At 64.4% G+C, this 14,338-nt stretch carries 20 protein-coding genes; 6 read left to right on the top strand and 14 right to left on the bottom strand.

Annotated elements, in window-relative coordinates; all coding sequences use genetic code 11:
* Nucleotides 1–50: 50 nt before the first annotated feature.
* The 6 genes from ureG to ureC are packed head-to-tail and all read right to left on the bottom strand — an operon-like array spanning nucleotide 51 to nucleotide 4,804.
* Nucleotides 51–692 (bottom strand): urease accessory protein UreG, encoded by a 642-nt coding sequence (ureG, locus tag NKJ23_RS24770; protein ID WP_352525818.1) that lies wholly within the window; start codon nucleotides 690–692, stop codon nucleotides 51–53.
* Nucleotides 689–1,129 (bottom strand): DUF3995 domain-containing protein, encoded by a 441-nt coding sequence (locus NKJ23_RS24765; RefSeq protein WP_352683010.1) that lies wholly within the window; start codon nucleotides 1,127–1,129, stop codon nucleotides 689–691. The genes ureG and NKJ23_RS24765 overlap by 4 nt, the downstream gene beginning before the upstream one ends.
* Nucleotides 1,126–1,824, bottom strand: coding sequence for an urease accessory protein UreF (locus tag NKJ23_RS24760; protein ID WP_502902568.1), 699 nt, complete (start codon nucleotides 1,822–1,824; stop codon nucleotides 1,126–1,128). Before NKJ23_RS24760 ends, NKJ23_RS24765 begins: the two co-directional genes overlap by 4 nt.
* Complete coding sequence (locus NKJ23_RS24755; protein ID WP_352683006.1) at nucleotides 1,811–2,395, bottom strand: urease accessory protein UreE; 585 nt, start codon at nucleotides 2,393–2,395, stop codon at nucleotides 1,811–1,813. The genes NKJ23_RS24760 and NKJ23_RS24755 overlap by 14 nt, the downstream gene beginning before the upstream one ends.
* Before the next feature lie 55 nt (nucleotides 2,396–2,450).
* Complete coding sequence (locus NKJ23_RS24750) at nucleotides 2,451–3,044, bottom strand: hypothetical protein (protein ID WP_352525812.1); 594 nt, start codon at nucleotides 3,042–3,044, stop codon at nucleotides 2,451–2,453.
* A gap of 47 nt (nucleotides 3,045–3,091) precedes the next feature.
* A complete protein-coding gene (gene ureC, locus NKJ23_RS24745) occupies nucleotides 3,092–4,804 on the bottom strand; it encodes an urease subunit alpha (protein WP_502902567.1) in 1,713 nt (570 codons plus the stop codon).
* A gap of 167 nt (nucleotides 4,805–4,971) precedes the next feature.
* Here ureC and NKJ23_RS24740 point away from each other — a divergent pair, with 167 nt between their 5' ends.
* Together NKJ23_RS24740 and NKJ23_RS24735 are read left to right on the top strand one after the other, a co-directional pair.
* Nucleotides 4,972–5,355, top strand: coding sequence for a hypothetical protein (locus NKJ23_RS24740; RefSeq protein WP_352525811.1), 384 nt, complete (start codon nucleotides 4,972–4,974; stop codon nucleotides 5,353–5,355).
* 126 nt (nucleotides 5,356–5,481) lie between these two features.
* The gene (locus NKJ23_RS24735) at nucleotides 5,482–5,976 is read left to right on the top strand and encodes a hypothetical protein (RefSeq protein WP_352683004.1); all 495 of its coding nucleotides are present in this window, start codon (nucleotides 5,482–5,484) and stop codon (nucleotides 5,974–5,976) included.
* Nucleotides 5,977–6,026: 50 nt separating this feature from the next.
* Here NKJ23_RS24735 and NKJ23_RS24730 read toward each other — a convergent pair whose 3' ends face one another.
* The 5 genes from NKJ23_RS24730 to NKJ23_RS24710 are packed head-to-tail and all read right to left on the bottom strand — an operon-like array spanning nucleotide 6,027 to nucleotide 8,397.
* A complete protein-coding gene (locus NKJ23_RS24730; RefSeq protein WP_352683002.1) occupies nucleotides 6,027–6,332 on the bottom strand; it encodes an urease subunit beta in 306 nt (101 codons plus the stop codon).
* 7 nt (nucleotides 6,333–6,339) lie between these two features.
* Nucleotides 6,340–6,933, bottom strand: coding sequence for a HupE/UreJ family protein (locus NKJ23_RS24725; protein ID WP_352683071.1), 594 nt, complete (start codon nucleotides 6,931–6,933; stop codon nucleotides 6,340–6,342).
* A 35-nt stretch (nucleotides 6,934–6,968) separates the two neighbouring features.
* Nucleotides 6,969–7,226, bottom strand: coding sequence for a DUF1272 domain-containing protein (locus tag NKJ23_RS24720; protein ID WP_352492190.1), 258 nt, complete (start codon nucleotides 7,224–7,226; stop codon nucleotides 6,969–6,971).
* 18 nt (nucleotides 7,227–7,244) lie between these two features.
* The gene (locus tag NKJ23_RS24715) at nucleotides 7,245–7,547 is read right to left on the bottom strand and encodes an urease subunit gamma (RefSeq protein ID WP_023677011.1); all 303 of its coding nucleotides are present in this window, start codon (nucleotides 7,545–7,547) and stop codon (nucleotides 7,245–7,247) included.
* 28 nt (nucleotides 7,548–7,575) lie between these two features.
* Complete coding sequence (locus NKJ23_RS24710; protein ID WP_502902566.1) at nucleotides 7,576–8,397, bottom strand: urease accessory protein UreD; 822 nt, start codon at nucleotides 8,395–8,397, stop codon at nucleotides 7,576–7,578.
* A gap of 223 nt (nucleotides 8,398–8,620) precedes the next feature.
* Between NKJ23_RS24710 and NKJ23_RS24705 the strand changes: the two genes are divergently transcribed.
* The 3 genes from NKJ23_RS24705 (at nucleotide 8,621) to NKJ23_RS24695 (ending at nucleotide 10,930) form a co-directional block, all read left to right on the top strand.
* The gene (locus NKJ23_RS24705) at nucleotides 8,621–8,875 is read left to right on the top strand and encodes an acyl carrier protein (protein WP_023677013.1); all 255 of its coding nucleotides are present in this window, start codon (nucleotides 8,621–8,623) and stop codon (nucleotides 8,873–8,875) included.
* Nucleotides 8,876–8,879: 4 nt separating this feature from the next.
* Nucleotides 8,880–10,088 (top strand): beta-ketoacyl-[acyl-carrier-protein] synthase family protein, encoded by a 1,209-nt coding sequence (locus tag NKJ23_RS24700; protein WP_352474750.1) that lies wholly within the window; start codon nucleotides 8,880–8,882, stop codon nucleotides 10,086–10,088.
* Nucleotides 10,089–10,225: 137 nt separating this feature from the next.
* On the top strand, nucleotides 10,226–10,930 hold the full coding sequence (locus tag NKJ23_RS24695; RefSeq protein ID WP_352683000.1) for a glutathione S-transferase family protein: 705 nt from the start codon (nucleotides 10,226–10,228) through the stop codon (nucleotides 10,928–10,930).
* 21 nt (nucleotides 10,931–10,951) lie between these two features.
* Here the strand turns inward: NKJ23_RS24695 and NKJ23_RS24690 are convergent, their stop codons facing one another.
* The 3 genes from NKJ23_RS24690 to NKJ23_RS24680 form a co-directional block, all read right to left on the bottom strand.
* On the bottom strand, nucleotides 10,952–11,245 hold the full coding sequence (locus NKJ23_RS24690) for a hypothetical protein (protein ID WP_352682997.1): 294 nt from the start codon (nucleotides 11,243–11,245) through the stop codon (nucleotides 10,952–10,954).
* Nucleotides 11,246–11,397: 152 nt separating this feature from the next.
* Nucleotides 11,398–12,018, bottom strand: a complete 621-nt coding sequence (locus tag NKJ23_RS24685; RefSeq protein ID WP_352449496.1) for a nucleoside triphosphate hydrolase — start codon at nucleotides 12,016–12,018, stop codon at nucleotides 11,398–11,400.
* Nucleotides 12,019–12,094: 76 nt separating this feature from the next.
* Complete coding sequence (locus tag NKJ23_RS24680; protein WP_352682995.1) at nucleotides 12,095–13,201, bottom strand: hypothetical protein; 1,107 nt, start codon at nucleotides 13,199–13,201, stop codon at nucleotides 12,095–12,097.
* A 237-nt stretch (nucleotides 13,202–13,438) separates the two neighbouring features.
* Between NKJ23_RS24680 and NKJ23_RS24675 the strand changes: the two genes are divergently transcribed.
* Nucleotides 13,439–14,329, top strand: a complete 891-nt coding sequence (locus NKJ23_RS24675; RefSeq protein ID WP_352682993.1) for a D-alanyl-D-alanine carboxypeptidase family protein — start codon at nucleotides 13,439–13,441, stop codon at nucleotides 14,327–14,329.
* Nucleotides 14,330–14,338 lie beyond the last annotated feature (9 nt).

Raw genomic sequence — 14,338 nt, 5'->3', positions numbered from 1 at the left:
CGGCTGCAACGCGCGCAACCGGTTTCGTTTGGTGCAGACAAGCACCGTTACTATGCCGCCGTGCTGGTGGCCGTGCCGATCCGAAGCCCGCCATGCTCGACGATGAAATCGATCACCTCCTGCAGCCCCTTGCCGCGCGACAGGTCGGTGAAGCCGAACGGCCGCTTGCCGCGCATGCGGGCAGCGTCGCTTTCCATGATTTCGAGATTAACGTTCACGTAAGGCGCAAGATCGCTCTTGTTGATGACCAGGAAATCCGACCGCGTGATTGCCGGCCCGCCCTTGCGCGGGATCTCCTCGCCTTGGCAAACCGAGATGACATAAAGCGTCAGGTCGGCCAGGTCCGGCGAGAAGGTGGCGGCGAGGTTGTCGCCGCCCGATTCGATGAAGACGATATCGAGATCCGGGAATTTTCTGGTCATCTCGGCGATTGCCTGCAGATTGATCGAGGCGTCCTCGCGGATGGCGGTGTGCGGGCAGCCGCCGGTCTCGACGCCGATGATGCGGTCCTCGGGCAGCGCCTGCAGGCGGGCCAGCATCATGGCGTCTTCCTTGGTGTAGATGTCGTTGGTGACGACGGCGATCGAGAACTCGTCGCGCAACGCCTTGCAGAGTTTCTCGGTAAGCGTCGTCTTGCCCGAGCCGACCGGGCCGCCGATGCCGATGCGAAGAGGACCGTTTGGGGACGTCATGTGGGGAACTCCGTCAAGGCAAGAATGGCGAAGCCAAGCCCGATCAGCAGGCACAGCGGCGAATAATAACGCCGATCGAGCCGCTCGAAAGGCTGCTCGGGCGTCAGCCGGCGCCACCACGGCGTGAAGCCGGCAATGCCACGCGCCAGAAAAACCAGCGCGATGAGCAGCGACGTGGCGGCAAGCCCGGCCTTGGGAAAGGGCGTGGCAAAGATGCCCTCGAGCGCCATCGGCCACAGTGTCGCAAGGCCAAGGCAGGCGGCAACGGCGAAGCAGGCGAAGGGCGCCGGCATCTCGTCGACGCCGCGAAAGCCGATGACCGCACGGGCGCAGGAAGCGGCGTCCCTGCCCGGCCAGATGCCGCCAATGCCCCAATAGACATGCAGTGCAGTGATCAGCAGCAGGACGAGCGAGAGGGCGAAAGCGAGGACGATCATGAGCGGAACAGTCGCGAATACTGGGTCTCGTGCTTCATCGCCGTGATATCGGAGATAAAAGCGCAGCCGCCGAGATCGTCGAGCGTCGATCCGGCAGCGCGGGCGGCAGTGGCCAAGGCCAGCGGCTCGAAGCCGGCGAGCAGCGTCATCGCAGCGCCCTGGCCGAGGACGCCAAGCCGGATCGCGGCCTGGACGAGGTTGGAGAAGAAGGCCTGCAGGAAGGCAGCCAGCGCGTCCTGCAGCGGAATGCCGTGGCCGCCGGCAACAGCACCGACGACAACGCAATAGGCGCATTCGGGCGGCAGGCGGCGGTCCAACACCTGGCACGGCCAGGCCGAGGCCGCTTTCAGGAAGGCGGCGCCCTGCAGCATCGTCTCGGTATGGCGCTCGCGCGAGCCCGCCAAGGCCTCGGCGAGTGCGGCAATTTCGGTGAGATCGCCGGCTTCACGCGCCCGCCGCCAGCTTTCGGCAAACAGCACGGCATCGTTCCAGCCCGAACCCATCTCGACCAGCGTCTCCAGCCATGCGGCGAGGTCTTTGCTGTCGGCAACCAGCCCGGCATGAACGGCTTGTTCCAGACCATGGCTGTAGGAAAAGCCGCCGACCGGGAAGGAAGGCGACAGCCACGCCATCAGCCGCAACAATGCGATGTTGGAAGGCTGGGCGACGTTGGAAGGCTGGTCAGTCATGGTCATGGTCGTGCGAATGGCTGTGGGAATGCGATTCGCTATGGGTATGGGAATGCGCTTCGGCATGGCTGTGCGCATGCGCCTCGGCATGAGCATGGCCATGGCCGCCATGGCCGGAATAAGCGCCGCGCACCGGCTTGAACGGTTCGGAGACATCACTCACGGTCGCACCCAGCCCTTCCAGCATCGCCTTGATGACATGGTCGCGCAGGATGAGGATGCGGTTAGCCTCGATGGCGGCGGCGAGATGGCGGTTGCCGATATGCCAGGCGAGCTCGGCCAGATGGACAGGTCCGCTGGCCCGGATATCGTAGAGCGGCTCCTCGGCCGCGAAGATCTCGATTTGGCGGCCATCCTCCAGCACCAGCCGGTCACCATCGTTCAAGGCCACCGGTTCGGGCAGGTCGACCAATACCCTGTCGCTACGGGCCGTTTCGATGGCGCGGCGGCGCAGATGCCGCTCGTCATGGGCAAGCACCGCACTGTCATATGGCGTCGTCGCTCCGGCTTCGCCTGCGGCCAGGACGGAGACGGCGCGCGGGAATTTGGTGAAGTCGGTGCGGATATCGAGCTTCATGTAAGACTGCCTTTCGCAAAAGCCTAGACTATCCGGTTCCCCGCCCCAATGGCGCTCAAACGATCGTGTCGAAGAGCCGCAGGATAAACGATATCTGGTAGACAAGCGCGGCGGCGACAAAGGCGATGTGAAAGCGGCGGTCGCGCAGCAGGATCGCAACGACGCAAAGCGCGACGAAAACCGGCGTGCGGATCAAATATTCAACGCCGAAATGGGCGAAATGCGCCGGCCCTTTCAGCAGCGTATCGACCACGTCCAGCAGATAGGTCGCCGCCAGCAGGCCAAAGAACCAGGCCCGGCGCGAATAGAAGAAATCCTCATAGCTGGTGTAGTCCAGCATCGAGTCCGGGAACAGCAGCGCGCAGAGCAGGAACAGCGTGACGGCGTAGAAAATGATGAACAGGTACTTGCCGAAGGTCCAATTCTCGATCTGGAACAGACCGAACTCCCACCACCAGAAATGCACCAGCATCAAAAGCACCGACGCGACCCAGGCCAGATGCACGGGATAGAGCCGGTACTGGCCGGGATGCTGGACGATGCGGGCGAGCCCCGACAAAAGGCGGGTGACGCCAAGGCCGATCACCATGCCCAGGACGATGCGGATATGCGGGAAGATGTCGTGGGCGTAAGGAAGTTGCTGGTCCATAGGCCTCGCGCGGCACGTTCTACATCGGGCGTTCTAGCGCCTATGGTTCAGAACAGGAAGTAGCGCTGCGCCATCGGCAACACGGTGGCCGGCTCGCAGGTGAGCAATTCGCCGTCGGCGCGGACCTCGTAGGTCTCGGGGTCGACCTCGACATGTGGCGTGGCATCGTTGAGCACCATCGAATGCTTGCCGATGCCGCCGCGGGTGTTCTCGACCGCCACCATCTGCTTGTCGACGCCGAGCCTGTCGCGCAGGCCGGCGTCGAGCGCGGCCTTGGAAACGAAGGTCACAGATGAATTGGTCATCGCCTTGCCATAGGCGCCGAACATCGGCCGGTAGTGCATCGGCTGTGGCGTCGGGATCGAGGCGTTGGGGTCACCCATGGGAGCGGCGGCGATCATGCCGCCGATCAGCACCATGTCCGGCTTGACGCCGAAGAAGGCCGGGTTCCACAGCACAAGGTCGGCGCGTTTGCCGACCGCCACCGAGCCGATGTCCTTCGACAGGCCATGCGCGATGGCCGGATTGATGGTGTATTTGGCGATGTAGCGGCGGACGCGGAAATTGTCGTTGTTGCCGGTCTCCTGCGGCAGCGAACCGCGCTGGCGCTTCATCTTGTCGGCGGTCTGCCAGCAGCGGATCGCCACTTCGCCGACACGACCCATCGCCTGGCTGTCCGACGAGATGATCGAGAAGGCGCCGATGTCGTGCAGAATGTCTTCGGCGGCGATGGTTTCCTTGCGAATGCGGCTTTCGGCAAAGGCGATATCTTCGGGGATCGACGGCGACAGATGGTGGCAGACCATCAGCATGTCGAGGTGTTCGGCCAGTGTGTTGATCGTGTAGGGGCGGGTTGGATTGGTCGAAGACGGAATGACGTTGGGCAAGCCGCACACCTTGATGATATCAGGCGCGTGGCCGCCGCCGGCGCCTTCGGTGTGGAAGGCATGGATGGTGCGGCCTTTGATCGCCGCGACCGTGTTTTCGACGAAGCCGGACTCGTTCAGCGTGTCGGTGTGGATCATCACCTGCACGTCGTAATCGTCGGCGACCGACAGGCAGCAGTCGATTGCAGCCGGCGTCGTGCCCCAGTCCTCGTGCAACTTCAGCGAGCAGGCGCCGGCAAGCACCATCTCCTCGAGCGCGGCGGGCAGCGACGCGTTGCCCTTGCCCGACAGGCCGATATTCATCGGGAAGGCGTCGAAAGACTGGATCATGCGTGCCAAATGCCACGGCCCAGGCGTGCAGGTGGTGGCCAGCGTGCCATGCGCCGGACCGGTGCCCCCGCCGAGCATGGTGGTGATGCCCGACATCAGCGCTTCCTCGATCTGCTGCGGGCAGATGAAGTGGATATGCGCGTCGAAGCCGCCGGCGGTCAGGATCTTGCCTTCGCCGGCGATGATCTCGGTGCCCGGGCCGATGATGATGCCGACGCCGTCCTGCGTATCCGGGTTGCCGGCCTTGCCGATCGCGGCGATGCGGCCGTCCTTGATGCCGATGTCGGCCTTGACGATACCGGCGACGGCATCGACGACCAGCGCATTGGTGATGACGGTGTCGACAGCGCCTTGCGCCCGCGAAACCTGGCTCTGGCCCATGCCGTCGCGGATGACCTTGCCGCCGCCGAATTTCACCTCCTCGCCGTGAAGGGTGAAATCCTTTTCGACCTCGATGAACAGCTCGGTGTCGGCGAGCCGGACCTTGTCGCCGACGGTCGGGCCGTACATCTGGGCATAGGCGGCGCGGGTGATTCTAGCCATCAGCAATTGCTCCCGAAATACAGTCTGGTCGAAGCCGGGTCCCACATTGCCGCCATCCTATGGTCACGCAATGACCCGCTGAGCGACACTTTCCGATCCCATTTAGCGTTTGAGGTGGCCGGGCCACCCCAAAACGACCACTTGCCAATCGATGGAAAGGAACATCCATGCGCAAAACAATCCTTCTGGCAGCCGCCGCCACGCTGGTGCTCGCAACCGCCGCCAGCGCCCAGCAACAGCCTGCGCAGCAGCCCAGTCCGGCGCCGGCCGCGCCTGCTCCAGCCGCGCCCGGGGCGCAGCCGCAGGCGCCCACCATCCAGGCGATCAATGTCGTCGATATCAAGGATCTGCCGGCGGACACTCAGGCCAAGGTCAACCAGGTGATCGCCAAGCGCAGCGACGCCGACCTGCAGAAACTGCGCGGCTCGATCGACGCGACGCCGGAGGTCAAGTCCGCGCTCGAAGCCAAAGGGCTCACCTCGGCGCAGGTGATCGCCGCCAGCATGAGCACCAATGGCGCGCTGACGCTGATCACCAAGAAAGCGAGCTGACGAGACGAGGCGGCGGGCCGGCACAAGATCAGCCCGCCGCCTCGCAAAGGGAACCTTCACAGGGGAAGTTACGTTTCGGTCCTGTCGCCCTGACACCAGCCTCGAAAAGGACCCTGAGAACGAGCGATGGCGATCACCACCTTCTCCGACACCAGACGGCTGCATGGGATTGCTGCGACCGCTTTTTTGGCAGCCAGCATTCCGCACGCCGCGCTGAACGCGCAGAGCCTCGACAGCGCCGAGACCGTCAACCGGATCGTCGGCTCGGAGGTCGGGCAGGAAGAGACCAAGACAAATGCGGAAGCTGGCAAGGTCAGCTCGGCGATCGATCGCACGCGTGAAAACATCGCTGCCGTGCGCAAGACATCCAAGCTCGACAAGGTCGATATCGTGTTTCTTACCGACGCCGCGCGCACCGAAGGCGGCCCGCCGCCGGCGATCGAGAACAAGGTCAGGCAACATCGGGACGACATTGCGGAGTTGCGCAAGGAGATCGAGGCGAACGCATTGCTGTTCAACGCGATCGACTCGCGGCGTGTGCAGACCGAGGACGTTCTGGCGGTTGAATTCGATGATCCGGGAAAGGTCGTCATCTATGCGGCGGCCAAGCCGCCCGGTTAAGCTTCCCCTGGCTAAGCTCTGGTGAGCATCTGCAGCCGATGCGGTCGATCTCACAGCTTGCCCATGATCTTCTGCTGAAATCCGTAGACCTCGCGCTTGCCGCCGAACGGCACTAGCGTAACGTCGCGCTCCTGGCCGGGCTCGAAGCGCATCGCGGTGCCGGCGGCGATGTCGAGGCGCATGCCCCGCGCCTTGTCGCGATCGAATCTCAGCCCTTCATTGGTCTCGAAGAAATGATAGTGGCTGCCGACCTGGATCGGCCGGTCGCCGCTGTTGGCCACCTTTATGGTGACCGTCGGCAGTCCCTTGTTCAGTTCGATCTCGCCGCTTGCCGTGATGATTTCGCCGGGGATCATCGCGGCCTCACAGGACGCCGAAGGCGAGGCCGGCGCCAATCGCGGCACAGGCGACCCCAGTGGCGCGGGCAAGCCCGCGGAAACGCCAGCCGAGGTTGAGACCGGCAGTGATGCCGACGGCGTGGAGCAGCGCGGTGGCAAAGGCAAAGCCCGCCATATAGCCGAGCCCGCCGGTATTTTCAGGCACCTCGGTGCCGTGGGCGTAGCCGTGGAACAGCGCGAACAGGCCGATGACGGCGACGCCGGCCGAGACGGGAAGATCGACCGCGAGCGCAACCAGCAGCCCCAGCGCCACGGCGGACGCCAGTATGGCCGGCTCGACGAAGGGCATCGGCACATGCAGCATGCCGAGCGCGCCGCCGGCCAGCATGACGCTTACAAAGGCCAGCGGCCATGCCCAGATCGCTTTGTCGCCCTTGAGCGCGGCCCATAGCCCGACGGCAATCATCGCCGTCATGTGATCGAGGCCGGAGAGCGGGTGGGAGAAGCCGGCGGTGAAGGACCAAACCGTGCCGACGCCGACATGGGCATAGGCTGGCATTGCTGCCGCCAGCAACAGGACCGCCGACAGCGTTGAGCGTTTCATCGTAGCGGGGATCATCGGCGTGCCTTCCATCTTTGAGATCATCATCCCTCTCACGCTGCCTTGCGGGCCGGACCGCAGCCCTCTGCCTTGAGGACGCGCTTGGTGGAGGCCGGATATTTCTTCAGCAGCGCTGCCGGACGGATCGGGCGGGCCGAGAAGTTGCCGCCGCAATTCGGACAGGCGCCGCCGAGCACGTTTTGTGCGCAGTCGGCGCAGAAGGTGCATTCGAAGGTGCAGATCACCGCATCCGTCGCGTCGGGCGGCAGATCCTTGTCGCAGCACTCGCAGTTGGGACGCAGCTCAAGCATTTCCTCTCCTTGGCGGTGTTATCTGATCGGCTCGTGCACGGTCACCAGCTTGGTGCCGTCTGGAAACGTCGCCTCGACCTGCACATCGTGGATCATTTCGGCAATGCCTTCCATCACCTGGGCCCGGGTGACGACATGGGCGCCGGCCTCCATTAGCTCGGCGACCGCGCGGCCGTCGCGGGCACCCTCGACGACGAAATCGGTGATTAGCGCGATCGCTTCCGGATGGTTGAGCTTGACGCCGCGTTCGAGCCGCTTGCGGGCCACGATCGCCGCCATGGCGATCAGCAGCTTGTCTTTCTCCCTCGGCGTCAGATTCATGCTTTTTCCTGCAGTGGCACAATCGAAATCAGAGTGACCATAATTTGGGCAGGCCCGCCCGTCCGTTGAGCAATTCGACAAGCGGCACCAGCCGCTTGCGGAGCTGGTAGCCGTCCTCGGCGAACAGCCTCGCAAGAAGCTTGCCAGATTTCCGCACGCTCCAGAAACTGACGCCGCCCTGGCCGCCGACTATGCCCCGGGCCGGCTCGAGCAAAGCCTCTGCCCGTGGCGACACCATCAGTAGCGTCGCCACGGCGACAGCACCGGCGGCCGCTGCGGGACGGTTCAAGGCGGCCGCAATGTCCGGCCCGATGCGGAACTCCTCTGCATGGACCAGCGCCCCGTCCTGGCGGACGCGCCAGCGGTCGTGGAAATGGCCTTGCGTGGCCCGTTCACCCATGGCCAGGCGGCCGAAGACGGTGGCCTCCAGGATCAGCGCCTCGGCTCCGGTGGCAAGCTCCACGTCAAGGCTGCGGGCAAAGGCCGAGCGGTCGAAGACGATGGTTTCCTGTGGCAGCCAGGCAATGTGGCCTTCTTCCCCGACAGTCAGCTGCACCCGCACTTCGGCGCGATCGGATGCGGCGCGATAGATTTTCTCGCAGGCCTGCGTTGTCATGGTTGCGGAGGCGCCGGCACCGACATTGACCTCCCAGGCGAGACGGTCGCCACCGGTCAGCCCACCGGCGGTGTTGATCAGGACGGCTTCGAGCGGATCGGCCGAGACCGCCGGCATGCGGATCTTGGCTGAACCGTCCTGGTACAGACGCCGAAGACGCGTGCGGCCTCCGTTCCAGTCGCAGCCAAGCCGCGCGACGCCGGCAACACGCTGGGCCGGCGGCACTGAAGTCAAGCTATATGCGATCGTATCCACGACACCAACGTTAAGCACTGCGGCGGCTTTGTCGATATATAGCTTGTTGCTTGACAGCGTTTCGGTTTCTATAGAGGGAGCCACCTTGGTACGGTCACCGGCGCCTGGCGGGGGTAAAAGGCGACGATGACGACGTAATCGAGGACAAAAGGGGCGCTGATCAGTTGGCGTCGGGAAACGACAGAGTTGGGGAAGAAACCGAATGGCTGACCAGCTGGCAAACGATATCATCGCCAAGATCAAGGCTCATGCCGAGCCGGGCGGCGAGGAAATCACCACCAGTACCGAACTGACCGCCCTTGGCATCCATTCGCTGGAACTGACGGAGATCATCTTCGATCTCGAGGAAGAGTATGGCATCGAAATCGAGATGAACACTGTCGATGCCTGGAGCAATCTGAAGAATGTCGGCGACATGGTCGAGGCGGTTCGCGCGCTGATCGCGAAAAAAGCCTGACTGAATGCACAAGCGCGTCGTCATCACGGGCATCGGCGGATTATGCGGGCTCGGCACCAATGCATCGGCAATCTGGAATGAAATGCGCGCCGGCCGTTCGGCAATCGGCGCGATCGACAATCCGCTGCTGCATGATCTGAAGGTCAAGGTCGGCTGCGAAATCAAGGCGCTTCCCGAGCACGGCATCGACCGCAAGCAGGTCGTGTCGATGGACCGCTTCAGCCTTCTGGCGACGATCGCCGCGCGGGAGGCGGCACAGCAGGCGGGATTGAACCCGCACGCGGCCAACACCTACCGGATGGGCACCATCGTCGGCGTCGGCGTCTGCGGCTGGGAGGCGATCGAAGAGAACTATCGCGCCATCCTGCTCGAAGGCAAGAACCGCGCCGGCATCTTCACCGTCCCGAAAGTAATGCCGGGCGCTGCAGCCGGCCATGTCAGCATGAATCTTGGTCTGCGCGGGCCGGTGTTCGGCATCACCTCTGCCTGCTCGTCATCCAACCACGCCATTGCCTCGGCGGTCGATCAGATCAGGCTCGGCCGGGCCGACGTCATGGTCGCCGGCGGCACCGATGCGCCGCTGGTCTGGGGCATCCTCAAGGGCTGGGAGGCCCTGCGGGTATTGTCGCCGGACACCTGCCGGCCGTTTTCGGGCGACCGCCAGGGGCTCGTGCTCGGCGAAGGCGCCGGCATGGTGGTGCTGGAAACATATGAGCATGCCATGGCGCGCGGCGCCGCCATCCTTGCCGAAATCGCCGGCGTCGGCCTTTCCGCCGACGCCTCCGATATCGTCGCGCCAACCATCGAAGGGCCTGAGGCGGCGATGCGCTTCTGCCTCGTCGATGCCGGGCTCAATCCCGAGGACGTCGACTATCTCAACGCGCATGGCACCGGCACCAAGGCCAACGATCAGATCGAGACGGCGGCGATCAAACGCGTGTTCGGCGGCCATGCCTACAAGCTTTCGGTGTCCTCAACCAAATCGATGCACGCCCACTGCCTCGGCGCCTCCGGCGCGCTGGAAATGATCGCCTGCGTGATGGCGATCCGCGAAGGCATCGTGCCGCCGACCGCCAATTATCGGGAAGCCGACGCCGACTGCGATCTCGACATCACGCCGAACGTGGCGCGCGAACGCACCGTGCGCACCGCGATCAGCAACAGCTTCGCCTTCGGCGGCACCAATGCGGTGCTGGCGGTCAAGGCCGTGTGATCCCACCCCTTGCGGGTCCTTCACCGGGGGCCGGCGAAACTTTCCATGCGCATATTGATCGCGCCAGGCGTCGCGCCTAACTCTCTGCGACCCGCCATGACCGTGCCGCTCGGCGCGGTCCCCTACCAGGAGTTTCGATGACCGATCTGTCCGCGTTTCCGATTGCTAGGCGCTGGCCGGCGAGCCACCCCGACCGCATCCAGCTTTATTCGTTTCCGACGCCGAACGGGGTGAAGATATCGATCGCGCTGGAGGAACTTGGCCTGCCTTACGAGCCGCATGCCGTCGATATCGGCAAGAACGAGAGCTGGACCCCGGAATTCCTGTCTTTGAACCCGAACGGCAAGATACCGGCGATGATCGATCCGGACGGCCCGGGCGGCAAGCCGATCGGCTTGTTCGAATCCGGCGCCGTCCTGCTTTACCTCAGCGACAAGACCGGCAAGCTGGTCCCGGCAGACGCGACGCTGCGTTATGAGACGATCCAGTGGGTGTTCTTCCAGATGGCTTCGATCGGGCCGATGTTCGGCCAAGTCGGATTCTTCCATAAATTCGCTGGGCGCGAAATCGCCGACAAGCGCCCGCTGGAACGTTATCGCGACGAGTCGCGACGGCTGATCGGCGTCCTCGAAACGAGGCTCAAGGGCCGCAGCTGGATCATGGGCGACGATTACACCATCGCCGATATTTCGATGCTTGGGTGGGTGCGCAATCTGATCGGCTTCTACGAGGCGCGGGAACTCGTCGGTTTCGACGATTTCCCCAGCGTGGGCGCATGGCTGGAGCGTGGCCTCGCCCGGCCGGCGGTGCAGAGGGGCCTCACCATTCCGGCCAGAAGCTGATCTTACGTCGATTCCGCTCGGCTATTTTGCCTTGGTCCGGGGTTTTGAGCCGCCCTTGCCGACTACGGAAGCAGCAAGCGACGCCGCACCTTTGGCGGTGGCAAGCACGGCACCGGCGGCGACATTGGCCGTTGCTTTAACAGTGCGCATTGCGCTGCCTGCGATCGATCCTCTGCTGCTTGCCGATCTTTTGGGCTTGGGTGCAGCGGCTTTGGCCGCGGCAGGCACCACCTTCTTCGGCGCTGCCTTGCCAAAGCTGGGCTTTGCCGCATCCTTGGAGCGGGCCGCCGCTGCCGGGCCGGCGCTGGTTTTCACTCGAGTGGCCTTTGATCGTGTTGCCCTGCCCTTGGCGGGCGCAGGCTTTCTTGCCATGGTTTCCATCGAACGGTTCCCTCATGGGCACAATTGCCGTGTCCGGGATAACGGCCTGAAACTGTCAAGGTTCCGGCCGGGCGGTTCCTTGCAAGTCAGGCCAGGTCGCCGACCACCAGGTCGGCGGGCCGCCGACGGGCAAGCACGCGGTCGATGTTCGGCATATCGTTAGAGGCGATCCAGGCGCGCGCGTCCTCGTCGGAGCGGCCGTGCTCGTGCCATCGCGCCAGCAGTCGGCGCTCGAGCTCGGCGCGCGGCACATCGACGAAGATCGAGAAGTCGAACAGCGGCGCCAGCCGCGTCCAGGGTTCCTCGTCGAGCAGGAGATAATTGCCTTCGACCAGAATGAATTTGGTGTCGGCGGCGACAATCGCAGCGGCGGCGCGCGACAGCTCCATGCTGCGGTCGAAGACCGGGATGGCGATATCCGGCTCGCCGGCGCGGATGCGCTTCAGCAGCGCTTCGAAGCCGGCAAAATCAAAGGTTTCCGGAGCACCTTTTCGCGCGCGAAGGCCGCGTCGATCGAGAACGACGTCATCGTAATGGAAGCCATCCATCGGCACGACTTCCGCCGTGCCTTCCGGCAGCAGGTCGTGCAAGCCTGTCGACAATGTCGACTTGCCGGCGCCGGGCGGACCGGCAATGGCAACGATGAAGCGCGGCGCCTTGCCGGCGCGCTTGAAAATGGCAGCAGCGATATGGGCGATTTCTGACATTGGCCCCCTTACGGTGGTTCTGGCGCATTTTGGCGGCAGTTTTCGAAAATTTCAAACGCCGGATTGTGCCAAGCCTTCAATCGGGCCCGGATTGACCGATCCGCAGGAAATCGCTGTCGAAGGCGATGTCGCGCACGGCACCGTCAGCCGCCAGGATGCGCATGCGGCCCGGCGAGGTCGTGACGTCGTGCGGCGGCTCGCGGGATGGCCATGGCAGCGCGCCGATGACATGGCGGAACGAAAAGCGGCGCCCTTCGGAAAGGGCAAAGGCGGTCGCCACGCCTTCGCGCTTCAGCCAGTTGTCGCCGAGCGATGCGGCGTGGCCGACGGCCGTGCGGCCGTCCTCGATGCCGAGCACGCCGCGGTGGCGGCCACTCCATGGCGCATAATCGCGCCCGCCGTTGCTGACCCACAGCATGGTGACCGGCAGTTCGGCCGGGTTCTTCAGCACCAGCACGAGATCGGCTTCCGCCTGGCGCGCCAGCGCGGTCCAGCCCGGCCCGCCATGATCGGCCTCGACCAGCGTCACGAAGTCCTCACGCAGCTGGTCCATGCGATAGGTGGTCAGGTCAATCGTGCCGCCGTTGGCGGCGGGAAAGCGCGTCAGGTCGGCGGTTCGCGCCGGGTAGGCGAGCAACGAGCGGCCGCGGGCCGGATCGGGCTCCGGCGGCTCGTTCGGCGTCGCGGCAAGGCGCTTCGGCGAGAACGCCAGCCTACCGCCGGTCTTCATCACCGTCATCGGATGGTGGGCGACGGGAATGGCGCCGGAGCCGCCGGAAAAGACGTGCTCCTGATAGAGAAAGGGATGATCGTCGCGCAAGGTCAGGATCTTGTCGACGGTCGCGCCCATGATCGGGCGCTGCAGCCGGAAGACGGCGCGCCAGCCATCGGTCGTTGCCGCGCTGTCGACGACGTCCCAGCGACTATTTGCCGGCCAGCCATGCAAAGGTGCCGCTTCGACGTCGCTGATCGAGAACGGCGCGCACAGGAAATCGCCGGACAGGTGGACCGTCCCTTCAGGCAGGTCTTTCGGCAGCATCTCGCGCGGCTCGCCGACCCAGGGTGCGCGATGCAGCGGCTTCAGCCGGCGGCCATCGATATCGACCGTCATGTCGGCGAGATGGCCGACGGCAAGATCGACCGATACCGAAATGCCCTTCGCCGTGATCGTGACCGTATCCATGTGCACCTACCGATTCTGCCAGCCCGATTCTGGCGGCCCGATTCTGCCGGCGCCAGCAAAGCCCACTCGCCGCCGATTGCGCAAGCGCGGTGGCCGGCAATTCACATCAGGCGGCGCCACGTCGGCCTGTGGACAGGGCACCGTTCGAGGCCCCGAGCGATATTAACCAAATGGACTGTGCCTTTGCGTTAAGATAGCTTCGCCTCGTCTCAGAAACAGCCTGCCTTCGGAACTGACTTGTCCGCCTTCCGGTTCTTTTCGTCCATCCACAAATGCGTCGCTGTGCTGGCGCTGCTGCTGTTTGCTGCCGGCTGCACGACTGTCACGCCGCCCGACAGCGTGCTGGCGGTACCGGCGCCGCCGCAGAAATATGCCGCCATGGTCATCGATGCCGGCACCGGCAAGACGCTGTTCGAGGTCAATTCGACGGCGCCGCGTTATCCGGCGTCACTGACCAAGATGATGACGCTCTACCTCCTGTTCGAGGCGCTGGACCAGGGCCGCATCAGCAAGGAGACGCAAATCCCGGTGTCGGACAACGCCGCCCGGCAGCCGCCGACCAAGCTGCGGTTCAGGCGCGGCGAGACCATCGACGTCGATTCGGCGATCCGCGCCGTCGTCGTCAAATCGGCCAATGACGTGGCGGTCGCCGTCGCCGAATATCTCGGCGGCAGCGAAGAGGCGTTCGCCGGCATGATGAGCGCCAAGGCGCGCCAGATCGGCATGAGCAGCACCGTTTTCCGCAACGCCTCGGGCCTGCCGGACGGCGACCAGCACACCAGCGCGCGCGACATGGCGGTGCTCGGCATGGCGCTGCACGCCCGCTTCCCGCAGCATTTCCACTATTTCTCTGAAAGCGACTTCATGTTCCGCGGCAGGCTGGTGCGCGGCCACAACGACATGCTCGGCCGGGTGCGCGGGGTCGACGGCATCAAGACCGGCTACATCAGGGCTTCGGGCTTCAACATCGTCACCTCCTATAATGCGGACGGGCACAGGCTGATCATCGTGGTGATGGGCGCCGACAGCGCCCGCCAGCGCAACGACCATGTCGAGGCGCTGATCCAGCGCAGCCTGTTGCCGACCTCCGAGGCAAAGACGCGGCTGCTGTATGCCGAGGAGCAGTGACAGTTGAAG

The organism is Mesorhizobium sp. M0184, from assembly GCF_040322215.1.
Classification (GTDB): Bacteria; Pseudomonadota; Alphaproteobacteria; order Rhizobiales; family Rhizobiaceae; genus Mesorhizobium.
This window is presented reverse-complemented; position numbering and strand designations above follow the sequence as displayed.

Coding starts and splice junctions, on each gene's coding strand:
- NKJ23_RS24750 (WP_352525812.1), bottom strand. CDS start 3,044: ATGGACCAGCAACTTCCTTACGCCCACGACATCTTCCCGCATATCCGC.
- ureC (WP_502902567.1), bottom strand. CDS start 4,804: ATGGCTAGAATCACCCGCGCCGCCTATGCCCAGATGTACGGCCCGACC.
- NKJ23_RS24740 (WP_352525811.1), top strand. CDS start 4,972: ATGCGCAAAACAATCCTTCTGGCAGCCGCCGCCACGCTGGTGCTCGCA.
- NKJ23_RS24685 (WP_352449496.1), bottom strand. CDS start 12,018: ATGTCAGAAATCGCCCATATCGCTGCTGCCATTTTCAAGCGCGCCGGC.
- NKJ23_RS24735 (WP_352683004.1), top strand. CDS start 5,482: ATGGCGATCACCACCTTCTCCGACACCAGACGGCTGCATGGGATTGCT.
- NKJ23_RS24765 (WP_352683010.1), bottom strand. CDS start 1,129: ATGATCGTCCTCGCTTTCGCCCTCTCGCTCGTCCTGCTGCTGATCACT.
- NKJ23_RS24760 (WP_502902568.1), bottom strand. CDS start 1,824: ATGACCATGACTGACCAGCCTTCCAACGTCGCCCAGCCTTCCAACATC.
- NKJ23_RS24725 (WP_352683071.1), bottom strand. CDS start 6,933: ATGATCCCCGCTACGATGAAACGCTCAACGCTGTCGGCGGTCCTGTTG.
- NKJ23_RS24680 (WP_352682995.1), bottom strand. CDS start 13,201: ATGGATACGGTCACGATCACGGCGAAGGGCATTTCGGTATCGGTCGAT.
- ureG (WP_352525818.1), bottom strand. CDS start 692: ATGACGTCCCCAAACGGTCCTCTTCGCATCGGCATCGGCGGCCCGGTC.
- NKJ23_RS24700 (WP_352474750.1), top strand. CDS start 8,880: ATGCACAAGCGCGTCGTCATCACGGGCATCGGCGGATTATGCGGGCTC.
- NKJ23_RS24705 (WP_023677013.1), top strand. CDS start 8,621: ATGGCTGACCAGCTGGCAAACGATATCATCGCCAAGATCAAGGCTCAT.
- NKJ23_RS24720 (WP_352492190.1), bottom strand. CDS start 7,226: ATGCTTGAGCTGCGTCCCAACTGCGAGTGCTGCGACAAGGATCTGCCG.
- NKJ23_RS24695 (WP_352683000.1), top strand. CDS start 10,226: ATGACCGATCTGTCCGCGTTTCCGATTGCTAGGCGCTGGCCGGCGAGC.
- NKJ23_RS24730 (WP_352683002.1), bottom strand. CDS start 6,332: ATGATCCCCGGCGAAATCATCACGGCAAGCGGCGAGATCGAACTGAAC.
- NKJ23_RS24755 (WP_352683006.1), bottom strand. CDS start 2,395: ATGAAGCTCGATATCCGCACCGACTTCACCAAATTCCCGCGCGCCGTC.
- NKJ23_RS24715 (WP_023677011.1), bottom strand. CDS start 7,547: ATGAATCTGACGCCGAGGGAGAAAGACAAGCTGCTGATCGCCATGGCG.